Below are 25,970 nucleotides of genomic sequence, written 5' to 3' on the forward strand. Positions count from 1 at the left end.
CGGCGGCGGCGGCGGCGGCGTCACCGGCATATATTGCAAAGAGACATTGCCGATGCCGGCGGAAACATTGAGCCCGGTGCCCAGCGAGACGGAAACCGGCTGCAAGGAAATGGTCTTGTTGGAGCCGCCGACGAGGACAGCGGCGCCGGCGCCGGCGCCGACTGCGGCTGATCCTTCCGCGCCGATATAGTCTCCGGCCAACGCGCCGGGCTCGATGCTATTGGTGGCTGCGAGAACCGTCCAAATCATCTGGCCCGGACCGCTAATGCCGATGTTGGCGCCGACATTGGTCAGTCTGCCGATGTAATGCTGAGGCGGGCTGCCTTTCGCGTCCTTGTATACGCAGTCGAGCGCCTGATTTTCGATGACGATCATGCCGACTCCGCCGGAGAGGTGGCAAAAAAGAGTGCCGACTTGCACGGATTGAGCCTTGGCGGCGCCGGGCGCAAGCGCGATGACGAAGGACAACGCGCAAAACGCGCGTCCGAGCGAAAAGCGAAACATCATTGATCTCCATTTATGTTGGCGGAATTCTACCGCGCGGCGGAACTCTAATGGCGAAAAACACAAAAAGTAACCCCGCGGCGAACCCGTTGAACGATCGCTGGAATATTTGCGCACAGGCGAATCGCGCCCGGCGAAGGCGAAAATGCGCGCCGGAGCAACGAAACCGGCGAAACGCGCCTTGCGTCTGGCGTCAATGCGCCGGCGTGGATGTCTGCGCGCCGAGATGAACGCGGCGCAACAATAAGGCGAGCGGAATGATGATCGCTGCGACGAGCGTCAGGGCGTAGAAAACGTCGATATAGGCAAGATAAGAAGCCTGCGTCTGCATCTGCCTGCCAATCCAGATGATAGCCTGCCGCCGCGCCTCCGACGCCGTTCCGCCCAGCGCGAGAAAATGGTCGGTGGCGCGCCGCAACGCCTCCTGGTACTGGATGTTGGACGGAATGGTATTTTCCGCCAACCGGTTCAAGTGGAATTGTTCTCGGTGCGCCAGGACGTTCTGCGCAAGCGAGACGCCAATTGACCCGCCGACATTGCGCGCGACATTGATGAGAGCGGAAGCCTGGTCGGTTTTCTCCGGCGGAAGGCCTTGGTAAGAGGCTGTCGTAATGGGAATGAAAATGAGCGGCAGGCCGATCCCGATGTAGATGCGCGTGCGCGCGAAATACCAGAAGTCGAGAGCGCCATAGAGGCTCGTAAGACTGTAGATCGAAAGGGCGACGACGGCCGCCCCCGCCATGATCAGATATTTCGGCTGCACGCGTCCCGATAGGCGCCCGACGACGATCATCATCGCCATCGTGACCACCCCTCCAGGCGACAGCACAAGGCCGGCGAGAGTCGCCGTATATCCGAACGAAAGCTGCAACAGTTGTGGCAAGATCTGCGTGGTTGCGATGAGAACCGCGCCGACCGCCATCATCACCAGAAAACAGGCGCCGAACTGGCGCGTGGCCAGCATCCGTATATCGACGACGGGATTCTGGCGCGTCGCCTCCCATGGGATCATGAGCGCGAGGGCGACTCCCGAAAGGCTGGCGAATCCCACGATGAAGTTCGAGCCAAACCAGTCTTCACGCTGACCGCGGTCAAGCACGACTTCGAGAGCGCCGAGGAAGGTCGAAACGAGAACAAATCCGATGAGATCGAAGGGCGGAGCGGCCGGCCTGTTCTCCGGTTCGCGCAGCACGACGGCGACCATCGCCATCGACATGAGTCCGATTGGACCATTGATCAAGAAACACCAGTGCCAGGAGTAGTTGTCGGAAAGCCAGCCGCCGAGCGTCGGACCGATGACAGGCGCAACCATCACCGCGATGCCGAAAAGCGCGAACCCCTGTCCGCGTTTTTCGGGTGGAAAAGCGTCAGCCAAAATCGACTGCGATACGGGCACCATGCCGCCGCCGCCCAGCCCTCGAAGAATTCGAAAGAAAAGCAGCGAGCGAATGTCCCACGCAAAGCCGCAGAATATTGAGCTTGCGGTGAACAGCGCGAGGCAGATGAGAAAAAATTGTTTTCGGCCAAGCGCTTTCGCGAGGTGGCTGCTCGCTGTCAGGATGACGGCATTGGAGACAAGATAGGTCGTCACCACCCAGGTCGCCTCGTCGGGCGAAACGGCCAAGCCGCCCGCGATATAGGGCAGGGCGACATTGGCGATGGTCGTATCCAGCACTTCCATAAAGGTCGCGACCGAGACGACGACGGCAATCAACCAGGGATTAGGGGAATCCGGCGCTCTTGCTGAAGCGGCGGCGGCGCCAAATTCGTCAGCGACGCTCACCACCGACCTTTCAGCCGTTCGTAAATCGAGGGCTGTGGGCGCACGCGAACGCTTGGGACAACAGACATTCCGGGACCAAGCACAACGTCGGGCGGCAGAGCGTTCAGTGAAATTTTCACTGGCACCCTTTGAACGATCTTAACGTAATTGCCTGTGGCGTTCTCCGCTGGGAGCAGCGAGAAGGCCGTGCCGGAGCCCGGCTGAATGCTGACGACGCGTCCCGTGAACTCGCGTTCCGGATAAGCGTCGATGCGCATTTGCGCGGGCTGCCCGGGCCGCATGTCGTCGAGCTGGGTCTCCTTGTAATTCGCGGTCACCCAAATGTTGTCGGGAACAAACATGGCGAGACTCGCGCCGGCCTGCGCGAGCTGGCCAACTGCCGCCGTCAGTCGAACGATGCGGCCCGACTCGGCGGCCTTCACCAAGGTATAAGAAAGATCGAGGCGCGCCTTATCGACCTGCGCGGCGGCTTGAGCGATCCGCGCGTCTGCGGTCTTGGGCTGCGCCTCCAAGCTCTGGACCTTAGCGCGCGTCGCCTGAAGCGTGTCGCTGGCGCGTTCGCGCCGAGCCTGTTCTTGGGCGAGCTCCGACGAGGTTTGCTGTTGACGTTGCACGGTGCCGGCGCCCCGCTGGACCAGAGTGCGAGATCGTGTCGCCTCCTGCTGCGCGAAACGCAGCGCAGCCTGTGACTGCTCCACCTGGGCTTCGGAGGCGCTGATCTGGGAACGTTGCGCGGCAATTTGCGCGTCGAGATTTCTAGCGGTCGCCTGCGCGGCGGCGAGCTGCGCCTCGGCGTCGGCCAGCGCGATTTGGTAATCGCGTTGATCAATGCGCGCGATAATATCGCCGGGGACGACATGCTGATTGTCGGTGACCTCGACGGCGGTGACGTAGCCCGAAACTTTCGGAGAAATTGACGACTGTCGCGCATCGACAAAAGCATCGTCGGTCGTCTCGAAGCGCGACGCATAGTCCCAGTAAACGAATCCCCCAACCGCGAGGAGAATAAGCACGAGCGCGCCGGTGAGGGTCAGCGCCAAATGGCGTCGAACAAATCCGACCCGTGGGGCAGCGCTCGATGCTTCGCTCTGGGGTTGCGGGCGCGTCCGCTCAAGCGGCGCTGTCCTGGTCTCGGTCATTCCAAAACCCCGCGCCTGTCCGGCGCCGCCGAGCCGACGCCGTAAGCATTACAGCCTGCCGATCAGCGCCATGACGACTACGATCGCGAGCACGGCGCCGACAATGCCGCCGGGGCCATAGCCCCACCCAGAGCTGTAGGGCCAGGTCGGAAGCGCGCCGATCAGCAACAACAGCAGGACGACGATCAGGACGGTCGAGAGCATGGATGGACTCCTTGGCCGCCGCACATTCAAGGGCGACCCTTCGTCCGCAACTCGCATAGTGGAATAATGTTCCTCGGATTTCTTCCGCGCTGACATGGCGCGAACGGTCCTGCTTGCCTTCGAATTTGGCGCGCCTACCTTGAAAAAGATAGGCGACCGCCGCCAAGCGGAAGCCATACACGAAACGGCTAGCGACCTCGGATGTAAAGGCGCGAGCCGTTTTTCTTTTTGCCGTTTAGCGCACGGGCGCTCCCGCAGGCGCGATATTCAGCCGCGGGTCGTCTTTTGGATCGTAGTAGTCGATCTTCCAGGGACCCGACGCGTTGATCTGGAGCACTGAGTCTTCGTCGACGAAGACATAATGCAGCACGCCCGCGGGCATCGACAGGAAGCTGCCAGCCGGCAGCTTTTCAAAGCTGGCGCGATCGGCGGCCTGTCCTCTGCCAAAGCTGAACGCGCCGGAGATAATCGTGACGAGCTCCGCCTTTGGATGGGTATGCGGCGGAACGCGATAACCTTTCGGAGCCTTGATGCGAACGACGAAGTCGCCCTCGCGGGTTGGATCTCCGTACAGCACCGCCATTTCCGCTCCGCCCGGCAGTGAGCTTGGCGCCGTCTCCCACTTGATGTCTTGCGGGAGAAAGACGCGATGCGCTTCGATTGCTTCGCCTCGCGCTACGCCGCAGGCGAGGGTGCCGACGACGACGATCGCTATTCTTGCTTTCATGGGTCTCTCCCAAACCGCCGTTGTTCTATCACTCTGGACGGCGCCAAAGCCGCCTCGCGCGCCGCCTCAGGGCGAGAGATATAGGGCGGGCGCCGCTTCGCTCATCCCCGCCGCCGCAAAAAGCGTAGAATTCAAATGCATGAGTTTCTCGCCAGGGATGGGCTACCCCCACCAGAAGATCGCCGCGACAATGACGTAAAGACCGATAAGCGCAGCCCCGTCGACCATGTCTGCACGGCCGTCGACGGTGACCACCGTGACCACCAGCACCGATAGAAACAAGGCCGCCGCAAGAATCGGCGGAATCGCGAGCGTGAACGTCGCCGCGCTGCCCATTGCAAAGCTGACGAGCACCAGGATCGGAATAAGCGCCACGGCGACCTGAAGCGCCGAGTTCAAAATGACGCTGACCGCGAGATCGGCCTTGCCCTGAGCCGCGAGCCGAACGCCAACGACATTTTCGACGGCGTTGCCGGCGAGGGAGACGATGACCAAACCCGAGAAGGCTTCGCTGACGCCAAGCGCTTCGATCGCCGGACCGAGCGCGTCGACAAACCAGTCGGACACAAAGCCGGCGGCGACGCCGCAGACGGCGAGAACCGCGATCGCGGCGCCGAGCGACCATGCATGCAGGCGTGCATGGGTCTCTGCCGGCAGCGCACGCTGGCCCTGACGAAGCATGGCTTGAGTGAGCACAATGAAGACGAACAGCAGCACAATTGCGCAGACGACGGCGAGCCCCTGCTCATGCGCGCCGCTCGGCAAATGCAATTCCTGAGCGAGCGTCGGCAGCACCAGCGCCGACACCGCCAGCAGCAACAGCGTCGCGATCATTCGCGGCGACTGACTTTCGAAGTGAAGAACGCCGAGCCGCCAGCCGCCGGCGACAAAGGCGAGCCCGAGAACCAAGAGAGCGTTCGACAGAATGGAGCCGATCAGCGAAGCCTGCACGACGGTCAGCAGCCCGGCCCTGAGCGCGAAGATGCAGACGAACAGTTCGGGCAGATTGCCGACAGCCGACTGAACAATGCCCGTCGCCGCCGGCGAGAGATGATTGCCAAGTTGATCGGTGGCTTCGCCAATCACGTACGCGACGGATGCGAGCGCCAGAGTGGAGGCGATGAAGTTAACGATCGAGCCGGCTTGCGCAAAATGCAGCGCTGCTGCGACTCCGACAAGTCCGGCCGCCGGCGCCATCGTCGCGAGGACTTTCCGGTTGGCAGCTGCGTTCATTTGCTTTCCTTTGCTCGGCGACGCGCGCCAAAGTCGATCAACGCCTTAAGCGGGCGCCGAGCGGGACTGATGATCTCATTCAATCTAAAGCTGCGCCCGCCGATCAATCCGTCTTTCTCGGCGCTCTGCCGAGCCGCTTTTCGAATTCGACGATGCGTCTTGTCGTCTGCAAGACCGTGTCGGGGTTAAGGCTGATCGAGTCGATCCCGAGGCTCACCAGGAACTCCGCAATGTCGGGATAGTCCGAGGGCGCCTGACCGCAAATTCCGCAGTGACGGCCGTTGCGTCGGGCGCCTTCGACCGCCAAACGAATCATCTCCTTGACGCCTTCGTCGCGTTCATCAAAGTCGAAGGCGACGATTTCCGAGTCGCGGTCGACGCCAAGCGTCAGCTGCGTCAGATCGTTCGAACCGATCGAAAATCCATCGAAGTGCTTGGAAAATTGATCGACCAGCAAGACGTTGTTTGGAATTTCGCACATCACGTAGATTTCGAGCCCGTTCCTGCCGCGTTCGAGACCAAGCTCGCGCATCAGAGAAATGACCTTTTCCGCTTCTTCGATACGGCGGCAGAAGGGAATCATCAGCTTGACGTTCGTCAGGCCCATCTCGTCGCGCACGCGGATCATCGCTGCGCATTCCAGAGCGAAGCCGTCCCGATAGGCGGGGTGCGCATAGCGTGAGGCGCCACGAAAGCCGATCATCGGATTGGCTTCATGAGCTTCGAAGATCTCGCCGCCGAGCAGTGATGCATATTCATTGCTCTTGAAGTCGGACATGCGCACGACGACAGGCTTGGGATAAAACGCCGCCGCGATCGCGCCGACCCCTTCCGACAGCCGCTTGACGAAGAATTCGCCAGGGCTCGGATAATTGGCGGTCAGCCGCGCAATTTCGGCGCGTTCGCGCGGTTCAAGCCGCTCGGGGTGCGCGAGCGCCATCGGATGCGCTTTGATCGAGTCCGCAATGATAAACTCCATGCGCGCAAGGCCGACGCCGTCGCTGGGCAACGCCGCAAGGCCGAAAGCGATATCGGGATTGCCGACGTTCATCATCACATGGGTGGCGGGCTTCGTCAGAGTTGAAAGATCGACGCGCTCCACCTCAAACTCGATGCCGCCTTCATAGACCTTTCCGACGTCGCCCTCGGCGCAGCTCACCGAAATCAGGTCGCCGGTTCGGATGAGGCGCGTCGCCGCGTCCGTGCCGACGATCGCGGGAATGCCAAGCTCGCGCGCGACGATCGCCGCATGGCAGGTGCGCCCGCCGCGATTGGTCACGATCGCCGCGGCCGATTTCATCACGGTCCCCCAATCGGGCGACGTCGTGTCGGCGACGAGGATCTCGCCTGGAACGAATGTCGAGAGCGCATTGGCGTGTTCGATCACCCGCGCCTTGCCGCTGGCGATCTTGGCGCCGACCGCGCGTCCTTCGATTTTCACCGCGCCGTGCTTCGTCACCTTGTAGATTTCGGCGATGTTTTGGTCGCGGCGAGAGGCGACCGTTTCGGGGCGCGCCTGCACGATATAAAGCCGGCCGTCGACGCCGTCCTTGGCCCATTCGATGTCCATAGGACGGCGTGCGCCGGCTTTGGCGCTGTAATGATCCTCGATCTCCATCGCCTGTCCGGCCAGCGTCAGCGCCTCTTCGTCGGAGATGCAAAATTTTTCTCTTTCCTTGACGTCGGTCGGAAGATTCCGCGTCGTCGCCCTGCCGCGATCGGAAAACACCATCCTGATTTTTTTTGCGCCGAGCGCACGCTTCAAGATGGCGCGCTTGCCCTGCCGATAGGTGGGCTTGAAGACGTAAAATTCGTCCGGATCGACAGCGCCCTGCACGACGTTCTCGCCAAGACCGTAGGCGCCGGTAATGAAGACGACGTTTTCGAATCCGCTTTCGGTGTCGATCGTGAAAACGACGCCGGACGCGGCCAAGTCCGACCGCACCATTTTCATCACGCCGACCGAGTTGAACACCTTGAAGTGATCGAAGCCATTGTCGATGCGATAGCGGATGGCGCGGTCGGTGAACAGGCTCGCAAAGCAATGACGAACGGCGTCGAGAACCGCCGCGGGGCCGCGCACGTTGAGATAGGTGTCATGCTGGCCGGCGAAGCTCGCGCTCGGCAAATCTTCGGCCGTCGCCGAAGAGCGCACCGCAACCGTCAGATCGGCGCCATATTCCTGCGTGAGGCGGGCCAGGGCGTCGCGAATGTTGGCTTCGAGATCGGGCGGCGTCTGCGCGCCGTAGATAATCTCGCGGGCGAGCGCGGCCCGCTTTGCGAGATCGTCGACGTCAGACGGGTTTAATCCGTCGAGCGCCGCCTTGAGGGCGCACCAGGCGCCTGCCCGGTCGAGCGTATAGCGATAGGCTTCGGCGGTGACGGCGAAACCATTGGGCACGAGAATGTCCTTCGCCGTCAGCTCCCGGTACATTTCGCCGAGCGAGGCGTTTTTGCCGCCGACGAGCGGCACGTCGGCGATGCCGACCTCGCCGAAAAAGCGAATAAACCGCCCGGACGCCGGATGCGGCGGATGTTCTTCTCGGGAAATGGCGGAGTCGGCCGTTTTATTCATGATGAGCTCTTATTGGTTGAGGTCCGAGCGGGAGGGCGTTGAGCCTATTGCGCCACATTTATTGCAGGCGCGCGGCGATAATGAGCACAGGCGCAGAATTTGTGGGCGCCGGGCGTGTTTTTGGTCGCATTGGCGATCGTATTGGCTTAAGCAGTGGCTTATGGAGGCCGATTCTGTCCTATGAAAAACGCTTACCCCGCTCGCCGCGGCCAAATTTTGATCTAACCGTCGAGATTTGGCCGGATTCTTATCCATAATGGGAATCCGAGCAACCGGCTGGCCGAACCCAGGTCATGCGATGGTGGGAGGCGCTAATGGATTCGCTGGATCTGGATCAGGTGATGGACGAAATCATCCCGAGAGGGGAGAACAGGCCCCCGGCGCCGAATTATCCGGCCCGTCAACGGCCCCGCGCGCCCGATGACGCCATGGCGGCGCTGGACCTCGTGTCCCAGGCCGCCGCGGCGATAAAGGAGCTTGAGAAGCAGTCCTCTCAAGCGGTGGCGCGCGCCCACACCGCCGCGAACACGGTGAGAGAGAAGCTGGAGCGCGCTGAAGAGCGCGGCGACCGCGCTGAAGCGGCGCTGCGCAAATCGGAAGCCGAAGCCGCCGAACTCTCCGCGGCGCTCGTTCAGACGCGCAACGATGTCGAGACGCTACAGTCGCTGCTGGCGGCAGGGCAGGCTGAGCTTGCGGCCATGGAACAGCGCGCGCTTGCCGCGGAAAAGCGGGCCGGTGAAGCGGACGCCGCGGTTCAACGGATCGTCGAGGCCATTCGAACGCAGCTTCCGGTCAAGGTCGCCGAACAGGCCAAGCAGCCGGCCGCCTGACAGGCGAATCTGCGGCATAGATCGCGCTGGTTTGCGCGGAATCGCCCGAAGGCGGCTCAATTTAGGGGGCCGCTGTCGGGCGCCTCCTCAATTTGTGCATATGCGCGTTTCCTTCGCGCGTTGAGGGACATAGCAGGCGCCGCCGCTTCATTTCGGCCGCCGCTCAACGTTCAGCCGCCAAAGAATCCCCGCATCGCCGCGAACAGTCCCTTTCGGCTCGCCACGGCCTGAGAGGCTTGCGTAGCGCTTTCGGCTTCGAGCCGCTCGGCGTCGAGTTCGAGGCCGGCGCGCGTGACGAGCGCCGCGAGCGTCGGCGCTTCATGCGCAGGCGCCCAGCCGCCGGCGCGCCGCAGGTCGAGATAGGCGTCGAGCATGTCGGCGGCCTCAATCGCGCCCGCTTCCGCAAAATGCGCCTGCGCCCGTTCGACCGCGGCGGCGTCGCCGATGAGGCGCGCCGCGTGCGCCGCTTCGCGCCGGACGCCGTCGTCGATCGCCAGAGCGACGCGCGCTTCGCGCAGCGCTGCCGCGTCCGGCTCCTTCGACAGCGCGCGCATGAGCCGCGCCTCTTGCCGGGCGTCAATCCCCGTGGGGGCCATGCCGCGCGCGCCGCAGGCGTCAAGATAGCGGGTAAGGAGAGAGGGCGCGCCCGCGGCCTCGGCGAAAGGCCGCACGGATTGCGCGAATTCGCCGCCATGCACAATCGCCGCAGCCAGCGCCGGGTCGGCGCAAAAAGCGCCGTAGCCGCCGAATTGCCGCAGCCGGGCGCGGGCCGGCCCCGTCGCGTCGACGGCAAGCGCGGCGAAACTCGCCTGCGCCAGAGGCTCTAACGTATCCCACAGGCCGGGCGGCTCGAAGCGGGCGGCGACCTCCGCGCGTGAGAGGGCGCCGTTCAGCGACGCGACAAGTTTGTCGCTCCGGCTTCGCAGCCCCGCAGCTCGTTCCGCCACGGCGCGGGCGGCGGCGCCGGTCGCGGCGCGTGCGGCGTCGGCGGCGCGGCGCATGAACTCGTCGACAAGCGCTTCGTCGCCCATCGGGCGATGCGGCGCCAATCCGTCGCCCTCGACGCGAAACAGCCGGACATAGGCGGGACCGCCCGGATCGACCGGCGCGACGCCCAGGTCTCCGGGCCCCGCGGCCGGACAGACGAGGCCGACGTCGTCGCCAAGCGCGGCGCCGTAAAATTCGATCTCGACGGTCTCGCCCATGCCGGGCGCGCTTTTCTCGCGGCAACGGCGCAGGGTGATTCCATCGACCTCCGCCTCTTCAGGATCGATGAGCAACGAGAGAAGATTGCCGACGGCGACCGGCTCCGCCGTTTCCGCGGCGTCAGGATGTTCGTGAGGCTCGCCCGTCGCCTGTCGCAGGTCCTCGAAGGCGAGCGGATCGACGGCGGGTTCCCCCGCCGCGCGCTGATCGAGCGTCCAGCCCTTTAGGCGCTGGCGCTGGTTCATCGCCAACGCCACGCTGCATCGGCCGAGCAATGTGGCGCTCTCTTCAATCGAATCAGGAATGCGCAGGCGAAGGATGACGCGCGGCGAACCAGACTCGCGCAGCCAATGCTCCATAATGGCGAAAGGCGCCTCGCGCCCGTCGCCTGGCGCCGAGGTCTCGAAAGGCGCCGCCTCCAGGACGAGTCTGCTCTGATAGGCGGGGAAAATGCGGCGCGCCGGCGCGAGGCGGATGACGACGGCGTTGTCGGCGCGTTCGACGGCGCGGCGCTGGCCGATCGCCCAGACCAGCCTTGCGCCGGCCGCCGCAGTCTGCTCGCGCGACAGCCTTTCGACGTCGCCGCGCGCCGGAAACGCCGCCAGTCGAAAGGCGACCGGGTCAGCGCCGCCGGCGTCAGGTAGCATCGTCAGGAGCAAGCGCCAATCCGCGCCTTGCGCCAGATCGCGCTCCGTGGCGAGCGCCAAAATGAGTTCGGCGCCATCGGCGGCGGTCAGCCGGACAAATCGGTGGTCAGGCGGCAGGTCAATGACGATGATGCGCGAGCGCCAGCGCGCGGCGTCGATAACGTCGACGAGGGCGGGCGCGCTGGTAAATCGCTCATCGCGCGCCGAGAAGACCCAGAGCTCCGGCCGAGCTCCCGCTGCGGTCGCGCGATCGGCGCCGTCGAACCAGCCAATCGCCAGTCTTCGCCGCCCGTCCCAGAAATAATCGAACTGCTCCCTCCACATTGACGGCCGCGCCCAAGGTTGGCATGGCGCCGCCATGCGAAGCTGAAGTCAACGGCAGCATATCCGCCCCGACAGCGGTTGCGCAATTATTCGGCGAGCGCCGCGAGGCGCGCCGTCTCGCTCGGGGCTGCGCCAAATTCTTCTGCAAAGCCATGACGTTGTTCCGCCACATAGTGCGCGTAAACGGCAGCTGCGCCGACCTTTGCCTTCGCCACGAGGCTTTAAGGATTGCAGAGCGCAGCCATAGCCAAAAGCGGGGCTTTAATGAAAATATTGATTACCGGAGGCGCGGGTTTCATCGGCTCGGCGGTCGCGCGCGCGACCATCCGCAAGGGCGTCGATCAGATTCTCGTGCTCGACAAGCTCACCTATGCCGGAAATCTCGCCTCGCTGCGGCCGGTCGCCGACAGTCCACGTTTTTCTTTTCTGCAGGCCGATATCTGCGACGCCGCCGCGGTCGCGCGCGCTTTCGCCGATTTTCAGCCCGACGTCGTCATGCATCTCGCCGCCGAGAGCCATGTCGATCGCTCGATCGACGGGCCGGCCGCATTCATCGAAACCAATATCGTCGGCACCTTCGTCATGCTGCGGGCGGCGCTCGATTATTGGCGCCGGCTCGACAGCGCTCGCGCCCGCGACTTCCGCTTCATGCATATCTCGACCGATGAAGTGTTTGGCGCGCTCGGCGCGGAAGGTCTCTTCCGCGAAGATACCTCCTACGCGCCCACGTCGCCCTATTCGGCGTCGAAGGCCGGCTCGGACCATCTCGTTCGCGCCTGGCGCCATACATATGGGCTTCCGACGATCGTCACCAATTGCTCCAACAACTACGGTCCTTATCACTTTCCGGAAAAGCTCATTCCGCTCACCATCATCAATGCGATCGAGGAGCAGCCGCTGCCGGTCTATGGCCGCGGCGAGAATGTGCGCGACTGGCTCTATGTGGAGGATCACGCCTCGGCGCTGCTGCGCGTGGCGCGGGAAGGCGCGGTCGGCGAATCATACAATGTCGGCGGGCGCAACGAATGGCGCAACATCGACGTCGTCGAAGCGATCTGCGAACTGATGGACGAGTTCCGCCCGCGGCGGGACGGACGGCATCGCGACCTTATCGTCTTTGTCGCTGATCGGCCGGGCCATGATCTGCGCTACGCGATCGACGCCTCGAAGATCGAGCGCGAACTCGGATGGCGGCCGGCCGAGCGGTTCGAAACCGGTCTTCGCAAGACCGTGCGCTGGTATCTGGACAATCCGGACTGGTGGCAGGCGATCCGCTCGGGCAAATATCGTGGCGACCGCCTCGGCCTGCTTGCCGATCAAGAAGAAGCCGCCGCCTGAAGCGCAATTGGGGGACGGTTTGTTCGAAGATCTGGAGCTTGCGGGGCTGAAGCTTATTACGCCTAAAATATTCGGCGACGGGCGCGGCTTTTTTTGCGAAACGCACAACGAAAAGACTTGGGCGAACGCCGGATTGAATTTCGACTTCGTCCAGGACAATCATTCGCTGTCGCGCGACGTCGGCACAGTGCGCGGATTGCATTTCCAAGCGCCGCCGTTCGCGCAGGACAAGCTCGTTCGCGTGATCAGCGGCCGCATTCTCGATGTCGCCGTCGATCTTAGGCGGTCGTCGCCGACGTTTGGACGTCACGTCGTCGTCGAGCTTTCACGGGAGAACTGGCGGCAGTTGCTCATTCCCATCGGATTCGCGCATGGCTTCGTCACGCTAGAGCCGGACACGGAAGTCATCTACAAGGTGACGAACTTCTATTCGCCGCAGCATGATTGCGGCGTCGCCTGGGACGACCCGGACATCGGCGTCGACTGGCCGGTCGCCGCCGAAAGCGCCGTGTTGTCGGACAAGGATCGCAAGTGGCCGCGGCTGCGCGACCTGCCGGAGGTTTTCGCTTAAGTGGGCAAGATGAAGCGCATCGCCGTCACCGGACTCACCGGCCAGGTCGTCAGCTCTCTCATCGAGCGGGCGCCTAACGGCGTCGAAATGCTCGCGCTCGGCCGTCCCCGTTTCGATCTTTCCTCACGTGACGTGGTTCTCGCGTCGTTGCGCAGCGTGCGCTGCGACGCCATCGTCAACGCCGCCGCCTACACGCAAGTCGATAAGGCCGAAAGCGAGCCGGAGCTGGCGATGAGCGTCAACGGCGCGGGCGCAGGCTACGTCGCCGAAACCGCGTCCGAACTCAAGGTGCCGCTGCTGCATCTTTCGACCGACTATGTCTTCGACGGCAAGGGTGATCGCCCTTATCGCGAAGACGACGAGCCGTGCCCGACCGGCGCCTATGGACGCTCCAAGCTTGAGGGCGAAAAGCAGATCGCCGCGCGTTGCGACAATTGCGTCATCTTGCGCACCGCCTGGGTCTACAGCCCATTTGGGGCTAATTTCGTCAAGACGATGCTGCGTCTCGGCGAAACGCGCGATGAAATCGGCGTCGTCGCCGATCAGATCGGCAATCCAACGAGCGCGCTCGACATCGCCGACGCGCTGCTGGCGATCGCCGAAAGGCTGGTCGATGATTCCGATACCCGCTTGCGTGGCGTTTTCCACATGACCGGCCAGGGCGAAGCGAGCTGGGCCGATATGGCGGAAGCGATCTTTTCAGAGGCGGCGGCGCAAGGCCGCAAGCCCGTCCGCGTCAAGCGCATCGCCACCGCCGACTATCCGACGCCGGCCCGCCGGCCGGCGAATTCCCGGCTCGACAACGCCAAGCTAAAAACCAATTACGGGATCGCGCTGCCGAATTGGCGCGACTCGCTGAACGCCTGCGTCGCCCGATTGCTTCCACACTGAACAGGATTCCCATGCGCGGCATCATTCTCGCCGGAGGCAGCGGCACAAGGCTTCATCCGATGACGCTCGTCACGTCGAAGCAATTGCTACCCGTCTACGACAAGCCAATGATCTATTATCCGCTCAGCACGCTGATGCTGGCCGGCGTGCGCGAAATCCTGGTCATCACCACGCCAGAGGATCTGCTTTCCTTCAAGCGGCTGCTCGGTAGCGGCGCGCAATGGGGCCTGTCGCTGTCTTACGCCGTGCAGCCGCGGCCGGAGGGGTTGGCGCAGGCCTATCTCATCGGCGCCGATTTCGTAGCTGGCGGACGTTCGGTGCTCATCCTCGGCGACAATATTTTTTACGGCCATGGGCTGCCGGACGCGCTGAGCGAATCGTCGCGCAGCGCGTCGACGGTGTTTGCCTACCATGTGCGTGATCCGGAGCGTTACGGCGTCGTCGAATTCGATGCATCCGGCCGCGCGATCTCGATCGAGGAAAAGCCGCCGCAGCCCCGATCGAATTGGGCGGTGACCGGTCTCTATTTTTACGACGAACGCGCATCGCAGTTCGCGGCGCAACTGAAGCCTTCCCCGCGCGGCGAATTGGAGATTACCGATCTCAACCGGATCTATCTGGAGCTCGGCGAACTGCAGGTCGCCCGACTGGGCCGAGGATACGCCTGGCTCGACACCGGCACGCCGGAGGCGCTGATCGAAGCGAGCGAATATGTGCGCGCGATCGAGCAGCGCCAGGGACAGCGCGTCGCCTGCCTCGAAGAGATCGCCTTCCGCGCCGGGTGGATCGACGCCGCCCAGGCGCGCGCCGCATCGTCAAAACTCTCCAAAAGCGGTTATGGTCAATATATTTCGCAGGTGCTCGCCGAGACAGAGCGTGAGTTCTCGCCAGTCGCATAGAGCGGCGAAGCCACGGCGCCGCGCAGCTCAGCGGCGACCGCTTCGGGGTCGAAGAGCCGCGTTGCATCAGCCGACGGCGCTGTGTGAGGTTGGCGCGCAACGATGGCGCCGACGAACGGCTCCATGCGCCTGACCGTGTCCTCGATCACATCGGCAAGCGATGCGGGATCAAGCCGGGCGGGCGAAACAATGTTGTCGAACCGGCGGCGCAAATCCTTTCCCGCGAAAAGGTTGGCGATCGTCGCGAGACCCGCTTCCGCCATCTCGAGCGGCGGATAGCTCGGGTGCGAAGAGACCATCAGCGAAACGCCGACGAGCGCGCGATTGAGATAGTCGGCGTAGTCTTCGAGACGGGCTTTTCCGCCGATGGTCGCATTCTGCACCGGATAGATGAGCGACTCAGGAAAATCTTCGCCCAGAAAAACGATGCTCCAGCGGCTGGCGCGAATCGGATCCCGCTGCTGCCAAATGACCAGCGCAGCGCAAATCAGCTCGAAAGCGTTGCGGGCCACGGCCGGCCGGCCGTAAACCAGCATTGTCGGTTCTCGCCGAACGCTGGCGAGCCGCTCGCGAATGCGTTCGTTTAGCTCGTAGGGAACGTAATAGGCGTCGCGGAAGCGATATTTCTCGATCATAACCGAGAAAAGCTCTTCGGAGTTGACGATCGCTATCGTCTGATCGCCATGAAGATAGGTCTCTTCCGCAAGACAGGACTTCGCGCCGCGGCCATAGAAGTTCGGCTCGTCGTCCTGAATGAGGTAGATGAACGGTCGCGCGCCGCCGAAATAGCGGGTTCGGTCGCGCTCCATGGCGAGCGTGAATTCCGCCGTCCACCAGGCCGTCGCGAAAAAAATATCGTTGGCGCGCAAGTTCAGCCTGCCGCCTTCGCGCTCGTTGGCGTCGACGAGCGCCGCCTTTTCGACATCGAGACTCGCCGCATAGGGAACCGGCGTATAGCCGGGCAGCGTCGCATAGGCTTCGGATTCGATGTCGGCGTCGGTCACGACGATGCGCGCGTCGAAATCGTCGCCGAGTTCGGCGAGCAGCGCCGAAAAGAGCCTTATCGCGGTGGCGATCCCGCCGAAGGTCTGCTGCGGATTGACGGTGGGGGTCAGCAGCGTCAGGCGCGGCCGCTCGTTGCGCGAGGGGTAGGAGAGTAGCGGCCGCGTCTCGGCGATCAATGTCGCATAGGGATGAAAATTGGAGTCGACACGCGAGAGCGCAGGTTGAAACACCTTAAGCCGATGCTTGGCGACGTCTTCGGCGCTGTGTACGGGCAGCAGCGTGTGTCCCATGGGATAGAGCTCGCGTTGCGCGACTTTGAGCCATTCGAAGCCGCGCGATTCGGCGATCATCAGCACAGATCGCTCGATGGCGTGGGCGAGGCTGCCGTCGACCTGGCCGCTCTCTTGCGGAAAGTCGGCGAAGTCGATCTCGAGGTCGAGCAGCGGACGAAACGCGGCGGTTCTTCCCCAGAACATTGAGCCGGAGGGAAATTCGAGCGTGAGATTCTTGTCGATCTCGACGTTGATCCGTTTCAAAAGGTTTCGCGCCAGATCATAGTCGCAGCCCCAATTCAAAATGCCACGCAGTTCGAAGAGGTGCTGCGGAAAGACGACGCCGAGCTTTGGATCGTCGAACAGCGACAGAATCGAGCGCACGATGCGCTCGGATCCGAGAAGATTGTCGATGAGATAATCGCGCCAGCGCGCCAGCGTCTCGCCGCCGTGTGGCGAGCGCTTGGTGTGGAGGTGGACGAATAGTTCGTAGCTGGCGTAGACGTCGCGAAAGCCGAAGAATTTGGCGGCGATGTCGCGTCCGCGATTCGGGCAGACGCGCGTTAATACCTTGCCCTTGCGCCACTCGGCGCAGATCTCGTCGACCGCCCGTTTCTTTTCCTCGGTGTCCGTCGACACACAAAGATCCAGCGCGCCGGGGACATTTTGCAGCTTTTCGAGCACGAGCGGCAGCACGTCCGGATAGAAGGCGTGGACGATGGCGACGATCGCAGGCGCGCGCTTGGGGGAAGCGTCATAGGCGAACGGCGTTTCGAGCGCGAAATCCATTTCATTGACCGGGCGGCGGGACGGAATGACCCCATCCGGCTTGGTCAGTTCGTAGGTGTAATAATAGCTGATCGCCGCCTGCCGCAGCGGGTCGTTGATCGGATTGCGCCGCCGACCCAGCGGGGGATCGTATTGGGCGGCGATCTGGCGCAACACGGCGCCGCAGGCGGCGCGCCAACCCTGTTCGCGCAGGAAGCGCGGGCCGTCGCGGAGAAGATCGCGCGGCGCGAGGAACACGCCGACCGGCGAATCGACAAGTTTCGCGAGCTCGCGCATCGCTGCGCCGTAGAGCGACACGGTCCCCCTCGTCGTCAGGATAATGTAGCCATTGCGCAGATGGCGGCGCGCCCACTGCAGCCTGGTTTCGGATTTCCTGTCCGTCATTCGGGCGCCTTTCAGTCGAGCTTCGGCGATCCGGGGCGATGGAATTTAAAAAAATTCAACCCCAGCCGCTTAATCGAAAAGCGGTTGCCTCGCCATGACTTAGCCAGAAATCCGGCGTAACGAAAGCCCGCGGCGCGCTGGGGCTGCGCCTGGGGAAAGGGGACGGAACTCGACCGTCCGCCGCTCGGGAATCATGATTAAGCTTGACAATGTTTTTAAATATTATCGCTCGCACGGCCACAGAAAGGTCGTGCTCGATCATGTCAGCCTCGATTTCGCGGCTGGCCGCAGCTATGGAATTTTGGGGGTCAATGGCGCTGGCAAATCGACCCTTATGCGCCTCCTGGCGGGCACCGAACTGCCCAACGGCGGCCGGATCGTGCGTTCGTCGCGGGTCTCCTGGCCGTTGGGCTTTGCCGGCGGCCTGCACCCGATGCTCAGTGGGCGCGAAAACGTCAAATTCGTCGCGCGAGTCTACGGAGAGGATGCGCGCAGGGTCATCGCCTTTGTTGAGGACTTCGCCGAGATCGGCGCCTATATCGACGCCCCGATACGCACCTATTCGTCCGGCATGCTGGCGCGTCTCGCCTTTGGCCTGTCGCTTGCGATCGATTTCGAATGCTATCTCATCGACGAGGTCACGGCGGTCGGCGACGCGCGCTTTGCGGCGCGGTGCCAAGACGAGTTCTCCAAGCGCCGGCGTACGGCGGACGTTATCATGGTGTCGCACGCCATGACGACAGTTCAGCAATATTGCAATCGCGGCATGGTGCTGGCGGGAGGACAAATACACGTCTTCTCCAAGCTCGACGAAGCGATTGAACTTTATAAGAAGCTCAATGCCTGAAGCCATTCACGCACGGCAGACGAAGATATCGGTCACGCTCGCGGAGCCCGAGCGGTCCCCGCTGAGCCCGCAGGATGCGAGCTTGAAGGCGAAATCAATCGCCCTCGCGCTGCGTAGGGCGGCGAACAAATCGCGTGCGCCGACGAGAGTCATCACCGGCGGCGGCGGCTTTCCGGCGCGCCGCGGCGATCGCGCCTTCCGTCTCGGCGTCCTCGCCAGCTTCGCCGCCTTTGTCATCGCCCCGTTCCTCGTCGCCTCGATCTATTGGGGGCTGATCGCCAGCAAACAATATGTGACCGAGACAAAATTCGCGCTGCGCGCCGGCGAAGCGTCCACCCTTGACCTCTTGAGCGGCGGCGGCATCGGTTCGCAGGCGTCCCAGCAGATGCAGGACGCGCAGGTTCTCGTCAATTTCATCCGCAGCCGGTCGATGGTTGAAGCGCTCGACAGGAAGATCGGCTTGCGCGCGATGTTTTCGCGGCCCGGCGTCGATTATTTTTCGAGCTTCGATCCGGATGATCCCGTCGAGAACTTGGAAAAATATTGGAAACGGCGAGTCGACGCCAGCATCGACCTGATGTCGGGCATCATCTCCGTTAACGTGCGCGCCTTTACGCCTCGCGATTCGCTGGCCATTTCGCAGAACGTCGCCGAACTTTCGGAACGGCTGGTTAATGAAATGTCGACGCGCTCCCGGCGCGATGCGCTGACGCAGGCGCGCACCGAGCTGACGCGCGCCGAAGAACAACTGAAGAATACGACAGGCGCCATGCGCGATGCGCGCAACGCCGAGGGCGTGCTCGACGCGCCTGCCGCGGCGGAGGCGATCAACAAGATCATCACCACATTGCGGCTTGAGCTCGCGCGGACGCAGGAGGACCTTGCGCTGCATAGCGACGCGGAGACCTCTGGCTCGCCTCAGGCGCGGCTGCTCAACGCACGGGTTCAGAGCCTCAAGAGCCAGATTGACGATTATTCGACGCAAATCGCAGGCGGCGGCGAAAGGGCGACAGACTCTCTCGCGCAGCACGCCGGCGTCCTCTCCCGGCATCAGATCGAACTTTCCCTCGCTCAGCAAAGATATGCGCTCGCGGCGTCGAGTTTTGAAAGCGCGCGCGTCGATCTGGAGACGCAGCGCGCCTATCTCGTTTCCTTCCTGCGCCCGACGCTCGCAGAAAAGTCTCTCTATCCGCGGCGCTGCATGGAATGGGCGATTATCGTCGCCCCGGCGACAATCGGCTGGCTTGCGCTCGTCGCCGTGGCCTTTCTCGTTCGCGACCATATGGCGAAGTAGGTCGCGACGTCGTGGGGCCGAGGCGCGCTTCGGCTGCGCGCATGTTCGATTGGAGCGTTCGTGTTCTTCCACATTGATTCCGACGACGGAAACGCGATTGCCGGCTGGCTCGCGCCGGACAACCCTTCCGCCGTTCCGAAGATCCTGGTGCGCAGGCCGGGAGAAGAAGACATTGAAATCGTGGCCACCATCGAGCGTCCCGACGTGCTGAACCTTGGCGTTCACGCCACCGGCCTCGTTGGCTTTAGGATCGACGAAACGATCGTCGAGGGTCTGCCCGGCGTCGAGGATATCGAACTGCTCGAAGCCGACACCGGAATTCTGATCTATCGGCGATTTAAGGAGGGAAAGCACATCGAGCGAAAATTTTTCCTATTCGACAGTTCGATTCGTCCGATCGAGAAATTGGGCGGTCGATCGAAAAATCTGTTCACACTCACCTATCCGTCGACGGAGCGCTACGGCTTCGAGACGATGCTCGTGCTCATTAACAATAGTTTCAACAAGTCGATCTTCATGTCAGGGCGCTCCAGCTTCCCGCGCTATTCGCACTTTCTTTCGAATGCGCAATTCACAACGGCGGCGCTGTTGAGCGACCCGTTCGAGGAGCTGGCGCAGCGCCTGGTGATCCTCAGCCTGATCCAGAAATCGGATTCCGCCCGTATGCTGCCGTTGCTGTTCACCGGCTTGACGGCGCTGACCAAATTCGTGAGCGACATATCGTTCGAGAACTCGAAAGGGATGCTCGCAAAATTCCGCAACGTGACCGACGAGGAGCGCGAGGCGCTGGTAAGCCCGATGACGCGAATGTTCGGCTGCATCCCGGGTGAAGCGCCGGAGCGGCGTCATGTCACGGCTGCGCTCGAAAACCTCGCGTCGATGGATGTCGTCGGGGTGCGGAGCCGCTTTCGCGATTTCAGCGCGCTGCTCGCGGGGATGCTTGGCCATGACCTGACCGGAGACTATGAACCGGTGGTGCACCCGTCGATCAGCGCGCTCGCCGATCGATTGTCGCGCATCAGCCTTGTCGCCGACCTTCTCGAAGACGACCTAGCGTTATATTCGTTCGCCGAGGAATCGATTGTATCGGCGCTTTCCGACGACTCCGGGCACATCGCGCGCGACACTCAGACCATGTGATCCTCGATGCTTGCGAAGATCAGCGAGATCGCCGCCCAGGCCACGAGCAGCCCGCAAAACAGCAGCAAGGTGTTGACGGTAACTTTGGGATAGGTGGCCGATTCCGGCAGGGTCGGTTCGACGACGGTGATGAGATAAAGCTGCTGCTTCGCAAGCTCCTGTCGCGCCCGGTGATAGGAAGTCTGGGCGATCGAATAGAGCTTTTCAGCGAATTGTTCGTCGAGTTTCAAACGCTCATAGGAAGCGATCTGCGCGGAGACTGTGTCGGCCGCCCCCGTGTCCGCAAGCTTCTTCTTCAGCTCTCCGAGTTGGTGGTCGATCGCGGCGAGACGCGAGCGTTGCAGGCGTTGGCTCGGCGCGTCGTTGTCGAGCGATGACGAAAACGTCGAAAGCGCGTTGACGATATCGATGCGCTCCAGAGTGAGCTTCCCCATCAGTTCGCCGATGCTTGTGGCGCGCGAGCCAGGATCGATGAGGATATTCTTGTTGCGAAATTGAAGCGTCTTCTCGCGCGCGTCAGCGAGCATATGGCGCGAGAGCGTCACTTCGAGCTCGGCGCGGCTCAAGGCGTCATTGCGATTGCGCAGCGTTATTTTGTTGACCAGCTGTTCGCTGAGCCTGACGATGTCGCGCGCGACGTCGAGCGCGTCCTTGGGCCAGAAGGCGTCGGCGTGAATGGTCAAAATGCCGGACAGGGTGTCGACGCTGGCTGAAATATGGCTCAGCCAATATTTCCAGACTTCTTCCGCATTGGCGTTCCGGCCCAGCCGCGAGAAATAGTCGACGCCGGCGCGCGAAAACTTTCTCTCCATATAGTCGCGGCCGCCGAGATCGGCGACGATCGCGCGGCTCTTGACGTAATTGAGGATGATGAAGGCGTCCTGCGACGATGCATCGGCGCCGCCTCCCGTGAATTTGCTGATCATCGACGCCGCGTCGGTCCCCGTTTTCTTTTCGTGCTGGGCGCGCACGGTCAGTCGCGTCTCGGCGACATAGCGCTCGGATTGCCAGAAGCAGGCGTAAAGCCAGAACAGGACGGTCGGCAGAACGACGGCGTAGATAAAGCTGCGGCCAAACAGTCCGCCGCCCGCGCCCGCCCTGGCGGTCGCGAGCGTCTCCGCCAGGCCTTCGACGCCTTCGCGAATAAGCGTCGGCAGGCGGCTCGCGGCGTCCTTCGCCGTCAGCGGCGCAAGAATCTCGACAGCCTTGGTCGACGAGAAGCGCGCCACGTTCTGCGCGGTGGCGATGACTTCAGTTAGTTTACGCGCTCTGGGAGCCCGATGCGTGCTCATCTACCCTCAAGTCGCTGACTTGGTTAAGGCGCTCGGCATATTAACTGAGGCTGAATCGCTTAAGCGCGTCGACGGGTCGGTCTTCCCTAGCGGCTCCATCACTCGGGCGGAGCAGACAATTTTTTCCCGCGCCGCAAATTAAGCGGCTCGAGGCTCGGGCGCAAGCGCCTAAGGTCACGGTAGAGCTTCACTATTAGCGAAAAGCGACAGCCCCGGATGAAAGTGCGGATCGTCGCGAATGACCCCGCGCCAGCGCTCGTAGAAGGCGCGGCGCTCGGTCTCGTAGACGCGCTGCAAACGCAGCGCGCCGCCGCCGCGGCTCGCGGACTGACGGTGGATCAGCGTCGTCTGCGTATTGCAGATCGTGCGCCAACCGCACGCCGCCAGCCGCAGGCAGAGGTCGACGTCGTTGAGTTCGACAGGAAGCTCGACCTCGTCGAAGCCCTCAACCGCCTCGAACTTGCGTCTTTCGATCATCATGCAGGCGCCGGTCACGGCCGAGACGTTATGCGGCAGGACATTGCGGTCCATCCAGCCTTTGTCGTCTTCGCTGACGCCGGCGCCAAAATGGCCTGCGACGCCGCCCATTCCAAGCAAGACGCCGACGTGCTGCACGCGCCCGCCGGGATACAGCAGCTTCGCGCCCACCGCGCCGACATCCGGCGCCGCGGCAAAATAGAGCAGCCGCTCGATCCAGTCCGGCGTCACGATTTCGGTGTCGTTGTTGAGGAACACGAGAAAGTCGCCACGCGCCGTCCGCGCGCCGGCGTTGCAGAGCGCGGAAAAATTGAAGGGGCCCGGCTTGTGCAGGACTTTGAGTCGGGCGTCTGTCGCTTGCTGCGCATGCAGCAACGCCTGCGTGTGCGGCTCGACGCTGTCATTGTCGACGACGATGACGTCAAACTGGGGATAGAAACTCTTGCGCAGCAGACTGTCGAGACAAGGCGCGAGTAGGTCGACGCGGTCGCGCGTCGGAACGACGACGGTAACTGCCGGCGCCCCGCCATGGAATATGGCGTCGATCGTCGTGCTCCGCGCTTTTGTCGGGCGCGCGAGGCGAAACAGGGGCCGGCGCAGCACGCCGACTTCTTGGTCTTTCGCGCCGGACAGCAGCGCATCGATCAGCTCGTCGGGCGCGGCGTCGCGCCAGCGAGAATGTTCGGCCAAAAGACCTGCGCGAAAACAGGCGGCGCGGCCGGCGTGATTTTCGAAGCGATGAAGCATCGCGCTCCAGCCCGGCTTGTAGCGCGGCCGCAAGGCGTCGCCGTCGCCGACGATTTCATCCGCATAGACAATGGCGTGTTGCGGATGGCGGGCGAAATGTTCGACGAAGCAGGCGCAGGCGTAAGGCTCCAGCCGATCTCCGGCGACGAGCGGCAGGACGAAATCGCGCGCGTCGATCCGGGCGTCGCCCGCCTTCGTGCAGAAGACGCAATTCGAATAAGTCTGCGCCGCGAGGCTGGCGCGCGTCGTTTCAATATCCTGCGGCGCCGCGCCATGCTCATCGACGAGCGCGACCACTCTCGGTCCGTTCTTCCATTCGCTGCGGGGCCGATCGAAGGCGGGGTCGCTCTCTCGGATCCGTGCGGCGCGCCACGAAGGGTAGGCGGACATCGGCGCGGCGCCGAAGGCCCAGCGCCAATTAAGCTCTGATTCCTCCGTCAGCCCGACCGTGGCGGCCGAAAGCGCGAAGAACAGGCGCTTGGGCGCCGCCGCCGCTTTACGCAGCGCATCGAGGCGGCTCACTGGACGCACGCTCAATATGCGGAAGTTAAAGGGGCCGGCGCGATTTGTCGGGCTGATCCAAACCTCGCGCGTCTCGCGCGGCACGCGTCCGATCCAGACGCCGACGCCTTCACAGGGTCCTGGAAGAATGTGCTCTTTGAATTTCTCGCCAAGCCAGAATCGCAGGATTGGCCGCACGGGGTCGTCGTAAAAGCTCGCCGCATAGCGAAGCTCGACGAATTGGCCGGCAGGAAACGCCTGTATGTCGCAAAAGCGCAGCCACGGCTCCTGCGACAGCGCGAAGAAGCCTTCCTGGTCGCGCCGAACGTCGCGCGCGGCGTCCAGGGCGAGGGCGTCGCTGGCGGCGTCCAACGGCGGCAAATTCAGCGCCTCAGCCTGACGCGAGCGCGCAAGCGAAATCGAATGAAGTCGACGGCGATCGCCCTCGAGGAAAATCGCGTTTTGATAATGATCTCCAAAACGTCGCATTGCGCCGCGCCCGAACGACGGCGATCGATGAGCAGCGTCAGACTCGCCGGAACCTATGGGCGCATCGATGCGAGGTCAATAAGCGCTCTTGCGTCAAATCTCGTAAAAGCTGACATTAATTCAGGGCGCTGCGCCGTCGGCGGCGTTCGCTTCGGCGCGACGGCTGCGCAGCGACGGTTTTTCTTGATTTTCCGAGTTTCTCCTGCCATATAAGGTCCGACTTCATCTCATAACGATCATTCTCGGATGATCGCCGATTGAGAGTGGGCCCCTGCGGGGGCCCGCTCTTTTTGTTTTGATCGGCCGAGAGCTTAAAGGGCAAAGCTTGACGCAAGGCGCCGACGCCATCGCAACCCTCGACGAACCGCGTCTGGTCACGGACACGGGCGTCGCCGCGCGCGTGGCGCATCTTGCGGCGCCGGTGCTGGCGCAACTGGGCTACCGCGTCGTGCGCGTCCGGCTCCTGCAGCAAAACGCACAGATCCTGCAAATCATGGCGGAGCGTCCGGACGGAACGATGACCATCGACGATTGCGAGGCGGCGAGCCAGGCGCTGTCGCCGGAACTCGACGTCGCCGATCTCATCGCCAACGAGTATCGCCTGGAGATTTCATCGCCGGGCGTCGACCGTCCGCTCGTGCGCCTATCGGATTTTCTGCGCGCCATGGGCCATGAGGCCAAGATCGAATTGACGCATCCGCTCGCAAGCGGGCGAAAGCGCTTTCGCGGAATCATTCGTGGCGTCGAAGGCGAAGGTCAGGGCGCGCTGCTTGCGCTGGAGCGCACGGATGCGCGCTCGGACGAGGAAAAAACCGTGTCGCTGCCGCTCGCCGATCTCGACGAAAGCCGGCTGGTGCTGACCGAGGCGCTGATCCGCGAATCGCTTCGCGCCGGCAAGCATCACCAATCTGAAGATGCGACGGAGACGGAGGAGCGCCCGCGTCGTGGACCGGGACGCTTTCGCGGACCCGCGCAACAAAAACCAAAACCGCTGGCTCCGGCCGGCGTTCAAACCCAGTTCAAGAAGGCCGGCGGCAAACCCAAGCCCTTTGGCCGTTCGAGGGGAGAATGACGATGGCGGTTAGCGCCAACCGACTTGAGATTTTGCAGATCGCCGACGCCGTCGCGCGCGAAAAATCGATCGATCGATCGATCGTCATCGCGTCGATGGAAGACGCGCTGCAGAAGGCGGCGCGCTCGCGCTACGGCCAGGAGACTGAAGTGCGCGCCGAGATCAACGCCAAGACTGGCGAAGTTCGATTCTCGCGGCTGCTGCTCGTCGTCGACGACGTCGAAAACGACGCGACGCAGATTTCGCTCGCCGAGGCGCGCAAACGCAATCCGGCGGCGCAGGCCGGCGACTGGATTTCGGAAGCGCTCCCACCATTTGACTTCGGCCGCATCGCGGCTCAGTCGGCCAAGCAGATCATCGTGCAGAAGGTGCGCGAGGCCGAGCGCGACCGCCAATATGAAGAATACAAGGATCGCATCGGCGAAATCGTCAATGGTGTCGTGAAGCGCGTCGAATACGGCAATGTGATCATCGATCTTGGCCGGGGCGAAGCCATCATCCGCCGCGACGAAATGATCCCGCGCGAAATGTTCCGCCCGGGCGATCGGGTTCGCGCCTATGTCTACGACGTTCGCCGCGAGCAGCGCGGCCCGCAGATTTTCCTGTCGCGCACCCATCCGCAATTCATGGCGAAACTGTTCAAGCAGGAAGTGCCGGAGATCTATGACGGCGTCATCGAGGTGAAGTCGGTGGCCCGCGATCCCGGCTCGCGCGCCAAGATCGCCGTGGTGTCGCGCGATTCTTCGATCGACCCGGTCGGCGCCTGCGTCGGCATGCGCGGCTCCCGCGT

21 protein-coding genes are annotated in these 25,970 nt (G+C 62.9%); 10 read left to right on the forward strand and 11 right to left on the reverse strand.

Going from position 1 to position 25,970, the window contains the following annotated elements; genetic code table 11:
* From QZ964_RS17900 to ppsA, 7 genes are all read right to left on the reverse strand, one after another.
* Nucleotides 1-507 (reverse strand): DUF992 domain-containing protein (locus QZ964_RS17900; protein WP_292533226.1); only part of this gene is annotated, 507 nt, incomplete at its 3' end.
* A 190-nt stretch (nt 508-697) separates the two neighbouring features.
* Complete coding sequence (locus QZ964_RS17905) at nt 698-2,287, reverse strand: DHA2 family efflux MFS transporter permease subunit (protein WP_292533228.1); 1,590 nt, start codon at nt 2,285-2,287, stop codon at nt 698-700.
* The gene (locus QZ964_RS17910) at nt 2,284-3,426 is read right to left on the reverse strand and encodes an HlyD family secretion protein (RefSeq protein ID WP_292533230.1); all 1,143 of its coding nucleotides are present in this window, start codon (nt 3,424-3,426) and stop codon (nt 2,284-2,286) included. Before QZ964_RS17910 ends, QZ964_RS17905 begins: the two co-directional genes overlap by 4 nt.
* A 48-nt stretch (nt 3,427-3,474) precedes the next feature.
* On the reverse strand, nt 3,475-3,630 hold the full coding sequence (locus tag QZ964_RS17915) for a DUF3309 domain-containing protein (RefSeq protein ID WP_292533232.1): 156 nt from the start codon (nt 3,628-3,630) through the stop codon (nt 3,475-3,477).
* Nucleotides 3,631-3,865: 235 nt separating this feature from the next.
* Nucleotides 3,866-4,357 (reverse strand): cupin domain-containing protein, encoded by a 492-nt coding sequence (locus QZ964_RS17920; protein WP_292533233.1) that lies wholly within the window; start codon nt 4,355-4,357, stop codon nt 3,866-3,868.
* Between the two features lie 162 nt (nt 4,358-4,519).
* On the reverse strand, nt 4,520-5,590 hold the full coding sequence (locus QZ964_RS17925) for a sodium:proton exchanger (protein ID WP_292533234.1): 1,071 nt from the start codon (nt 5,588-5,590) through the stop codon (nt 4,520-4,522).
* 103 nt (nt 5,591-5,693) lie between these two features.
* Nucleotides 5,694-8,165: a phosphoenolpyruvate synthase gene (gene ppsA / locus QZ964_RS17930; protein ID WP_292533235.1), complete on the reverse strand. Its 2,472-nt coding sequence runs from the start codon at nt 8,163-8,165 to the stop codon at nt 5,694-5,696.
* Between the two features lie 314 nt (nt 8,166-8,479).
* Between ppsA and QZ964_RS17935 the strand changes: the two genes are divergently transcribed.
* Nucleotides 8,480-8,995: an ABC transporter permease gene (locus tag QZ964_RS17935; protein ID WP_292533237.1), complete on the forward strand. Its 516-nt coding sequence runs from the start codon at nt 8,480-8,482 to the stop codon at nt 8,993-8,995.
* Between the two features lie 170 nt (nt 8,996-9,165).
* On the opposite strand, the gene QZ964_RS17940 is transcribed toward QZ964_RS17935, so the two are convergent.
* Nucleotides 9,166-11,172 carry a hypothetical protein gene (locus QZ964_RS17940; RefSeq protein WP_292533238.1) on the reverse strand — a complete coding sequence of 669 codons (2,007 nt, stop codon included), beginning with the start codon at nt 11,170-11,172 and terminating at the stop codon, nt 9,166-9,168.
* Between the two features lie 264 nt (nt 11,173-11,436).
* On the opposite strand from QZ964_RS17940, the gene rfbB reads away from it, so the two are divergent.
* From rfbB to rfbA, 4 genes are read left to right on the forward strand one after another with little or no spacing between them, the layout of a single operon-like run.
* Nucleotides 11,437-12,510 (forward strand): dTDP-glucose 4,6-dehydratase, encoded by a 1,074-nt coding sequence (gene rfbB / locus QZ964_RS17945; RefSeq protein WP_292533247.1) that lies wholly within the window; start codon nt 11,437-11,439, stop codon nt 12,508-12,510.
* 19 nt (nt 12,511-12,529) lie between these two features.
* Entirely contained in the window at nt 12,530-13,081 is a 552-nt protein-coding gene (gene rfbC, locus QZ964_RS17950; protein ID WP_292533265.1) for a dTDP-4-dehydrorhamnose 3,5-epimerase, read from the forward strand.
* A 9-nt stretch (nt 13,082-13,090) separates the two neighbouring features.
* On the forward strand, nt 13,091-13,972 hold the full coding sequence (rfbD, locus tag QZ964_RS17955; RefSeq protein WP_292533267.1) for a dTDP-4-dehydrorhamnose reductase: 882 nt from the start codon (nt 13,091-13,093) through the stop codon (nt 13,970-13,972).
* An 11-nt stretch (nt 13,973-13,983) separates the two neighbouring features.
* On the forward strand, nt 13,984-14,871 hold the full coding sequence (gene rfbA, locus QZ964_RS17960) for a glucose-1-phosphate thymidylyltransferase RfbA (protein ID WP_292533249.1): 888 nt from the start codon (nt 13,984-13,986) through the stop codon (nt 14,869-14,871).
* Here the strand turns inward: rfbA and QZ964_RS17965 are convergent.
* Nucleotides 14,814-17,321, reverse strand: coding sequence for a rhamnan synthesis F family protein (locus QZ964_RS17965; RefSeq protein ID WP_292533251.1), 2,508 nt, complete (start codon nt 17,319-17,321; stop codon nt 14,814-14,816). The two genes, rfbA and QZ964_RS17965, sit on opposite strands and share 58 nt — an antisense overlap.
* 193 nt (nt 17,322-17,514) lie before the next feature.
* On the opposite strand from QZ964_RS17965, the gene QZ964_RS17970 reads away from it, so the two are divergent.
* From QZ964_RS17970 to QZ964_RS17980, 3 genes are read left to right on the forward strand one after another with little or no spacing between them, the layout of a single operon-like run.
* Entirely contained in the window at nt 17,515-18,168 is a 654-nt protein-coding gene (locus tag QZ964_RS17970) for an ABC transporter ATP-binding protein (protein ID WP_292533253.1), read from the forward strand.
* Nucleotides 18,161-19,462 (forward strand): hypothetical protein, encoded by a 1,302-nt coding sequence (locus QZ964_RS17975; protein ID WP_292533255.1) that lies wholly within the window; start codon nt 18,161-18,163, stop codon nt 19,460-19,462. Before QZ964_RS17970 ends, QZ964_RS17975 begins: the two co-directional genes overlap by 8 nt.
* A 60-nt stretch (nt 19,463-19,522) precedes the next feature.
* A complete protein-coding gene (locus QZ964_RS17980; protein ID WP_292533257.1) occupies nt 19,523-20,602 on the forward strand; it encodes a hypothetical protein in 1,080 nt (359 codons plus the stop codon).
* On the opposite strand, the gene QZ964_RS17985 is transcribed toward QZ964_RS17980, so the two are convergent.
* Nucleotides 20,590-21,894: a hypothetical protein gene (locus QZ964_RS17985; RefSeq protein WP_292533259.1), complete on the reverse strand. Its 1,305-nt coding sequence runs from the start codon at nt 21,892-21,894 to the stop codon at nt 20,590-20,592. The two genes, QZ964_RS17980 and QZ964_RS17985, sit on opposite strands and share 13 nt — an antisense overlap.
* 174 nt (nt 21,895-22,068) lie before the next feature.
* Nucleotides 22,069-24,108, reverse strand: coding sequence for a glycosyltransferase family 2 protein (locus QZ964_RS17990; protein ID WP_292533261.1), 2,040 nt, complete (start codon nt 24,106-24,108; stop codon nt 22,069-22,071).
* Nucleotides 24,109-24,433: 325 nt separating this feature from the next.
* On the opposite strand from QZ964_RS17990, the gene rimP reads away from it, so the two are divergent.
* Both rimP and nusA read left to right on the forward strand, forming a co-directional pair.
* On the forward strand, nt 24,434-25,180 hold the full coding sequence (rimP, locus tag QZ964_RS17995) for a ribosome maturation factor RimP (RefSeq protein ID WP_292533262.1): 747 nt from the start codon (nt 24,434-24,436) through the stop codon (nt 25,178-25,180).
* A 2-nt stretch (nt 25,181-25,182) separates the two neighbouring features.
* Nucleotides 25,183-25,970, forward strand: a 788-nt coding sequence (nusA, locus tag QZ964_RS18000; protein WP_292533264.1) for a transcription termination factor NusA, incomplete at its 3' end; no start/stop codon positions are given.

It is taken from the genome of Methylocystis sp., assembly GCF_021731785.1.
GTDB lineage: Bacteria > Pseudomonadota > Alphaproteobacteria > Rhizobiales > Beijerinckiaceae > Methylocystis.

Coding starts and splice junctions, on each gene's coding strand:
- QZ964_RS17910 (WP_292533230.1), bottom strand. CDS start 3,426: ATGACCGAGACCAGGACAGCGCCGCTTGAGCGGACGCGCCCGCAACCC.
- QZ964_RS17915 (WP_292533232.1), bottom strand. CDS start 3,630: ATGCTCTCGACCGTCCTGATCGTCGTCCTGCTGTTGTTGCTGATCGGC.
- QZ964_RS17920 (WP_292533233.1), bottom strand. CDS start 4,357: ATGAAAGCAAGAATAGCGATCGTCGTCGTCGGCACCCTCGCCTGCGGC.
- QZ964_RS17925 (WP_292533234.1), bottom strand. CDS start 5,590: ATGAACGCAGCTGCCAACCGGAAAGTCCTCGCGACGATGGCGCCGGCG.
- ppsA (WP_292533235.1), bottom strand. CDS start 8,165: ATGAATAAAACGGCCGACTCCGCCATTTCCCGAGAAGAACATCCGCCG.
- QZ964_RS17935 (WP_292533237.1), top strand. CDS start 8,480: ATGGATTCGCTGGATCTGGATCAGGTGATGGACGAAATCATCCCGAGA.
- QZ964_RS17940 (WP_292533238.1), bottom strand. CDS start 11,172: ATGTGGAGGGAGCAGTTCGATTATTTCTGGGACGGGCGGCGAAGACTG.
- rfbB (WP_292533247.1), top strand. CDS start 11,437: ATGAAAATATTGATTACCGGAGGCGCGGGTTTCATCGGCTCGGCGGTC.
- rfbD (WP_292533267.1), top strand. CDS start 13,091: ATGAAGCGCATCGCCGTCACCGGACTCACCGGCCAGGTCGTCAGCTCT.
- rfbA (WP_292533249.1), top strand. CDS start 13,984: ATGCGCGGCATCATTCTCGCCGGAGGCAGCGGCACAAGGCTTCATCCG.
- QZ964_RS17965 (WP_292533251.1), bottom strand. CDS start 17,321: ATGACGGACAGGAAATCCGAAACCAGGCTGCAGTGGGCGCGCCGCCAT.
- QZ964_RS17970 (WP_292533253.1), top strand. CDS start 17,515: ATGATTAAGCTTGACAATGTTTTTAAATATTATCGCTCGCACGGCCAC.
- QZ964_RS17975 (WP_292533255.1), top strand. CDS start 18,161: ATGCCTGAAGCCATTCACGCACGGCAGACGAAGATATCGGTCACGCTC.
- QZ964_RS17985 (WP_292533259.1), bottom strand. CDS start 21,894: ATGAGCACGCATCGGGCTCCCAGAGCGCGTAAACTAACTGAAGTCATC.
- QZ964_RS17990 (WP_292533261.1), bottom strand. CDS start 24,108: ATGCGACGTTTTGGAGATCATTATCAAAACGCGATTTTCCTCGAGGGC.